This is a genomic window from Streptomyces sp. SID14436, from assembly GCF_010548465.1.
GTDB lineage: Bacteria > Actinomycetota > Actinomycetes > Streptomycetales > Streptomycetaceae > Streptomyces.
The window spans coordinates 1-1,173 of the sequence record NZ_JAAGMD010000689.1 but is presented as its reverse complement, the minus strand read 5'-3'; the positions used below and the strand labels follow the sequence as shown (position 1 = coordinate 1,173).

Sequence of the window (1,173 nt, the reverse complement as noted above, 5' to 3'; positions counted from 1 at the left end):
CCGCGCGGCGGCGGCCGACGGCACCGGACGGCGCTCCGGCGGCACGACCACCGGCAGACCCGCTTCCCCGAACAGCACCCGGCGTGCCACCCGCTCCGCCGCGTGCCCGTCGTCGTGCGGGCAGAAGCGGGCGCGGAACGCGGCGCGCAGCTCATCGGAGCGGGAGCCGCGCCAGTGGCCGGTGGCGAAGATGTCGGCCAGCTCGTCCGCGCTGCGCGCCACCGCGCCCGGCGGGAACGCGCACAGGTCGCCGTAGGTGCCGCAGGCCGCCTCGAACGCCTCCTGGTCGGGGACGTGGAGGACGATCGGCCGGTCCAGGCCGGCGTAGTCCGTCATCAGCGAGGCGTAGTCGGTGACCAGCGCGTCCGAGGCCAGGCAGAGCGACTCCACGCACGGATGCCCGGACACGTCCAGCACCCGGCCCGAGGACGCGAGCGGCGGGGCGTCGTGGCGGGCGGGGGAGCGGTCCAGGAGCACGAAGCGCGGGCCGAGCCGGCGGGCCAGCCGCTCCAGGTCGAGCAGCGGGGCCGGGGTGCGCCGGTAGGGGCGGTCGGCGGGCGCGTACAGGATCGCCACCGCGCCGTCCGGGACCCCGAGCGACTCCCGCAGCCGGGCCACGTCCGCCCCGGTCGCCGTGTACAGCCGGTCGGTGCGGGGCCGGCCGTACTCCAGCACCTGGTAGGGGCCGGGCAGCGTCCGCTCGAAGGTCAGGGTGGAGTGGCGGTCGGCGGACACCACATAGTCCCACCGGCCCGCGTCCCGCAGCAGCTCCGCGACATCGGCCTCACCGGCCGCCGCCGGGCGTTCCCGCAGGTCCAGCCCGGTGTGCGTGAGCGGGGTGCCCTGCCGCGTCTGCACCAGCACCTGCCCCTCGCGCTTGACCAGGCGCGGATCGAAGGCGGTGTCGCTCACCAGGTACGCGGAGCGGGCGAGGGCCGTCCAGTACGCGGCGGTGCCGGGGCCGAGGCGGCGCGCGCCCGGCGGGACGGTGTGCAGGTGCTCGGGCCGGGAGACCCAGGCGGTGCGGACGTGCGGGGCCAGGGAGCGGACGGCGGACTCCAGCGCGCCCGGGTCGCCGCCGTGCCCGTGCCCGTCCCGGGAGCTGAACACGGCGCGGTCGGTGCGCAGCGGCAGCAGGCGCTGGACGCGGTAGTGCAGCCGCAGGCCCGCGCG

At 77.9% G+C, this 1,173-nt stretch carries 1 protein-coding gene; it reads right to left on the bottom strand.

Annotated elements, in window-relative coordinates; translation table 11 throughout:
• The coding region (locus G3I53_RS24935; protein ID WP_164438790.1) for a CDP-glycerol glycerophosphotransferase family protein at positions 1 to 1,173 on the bottom strand (1,173 nt) is incomplete at both ends.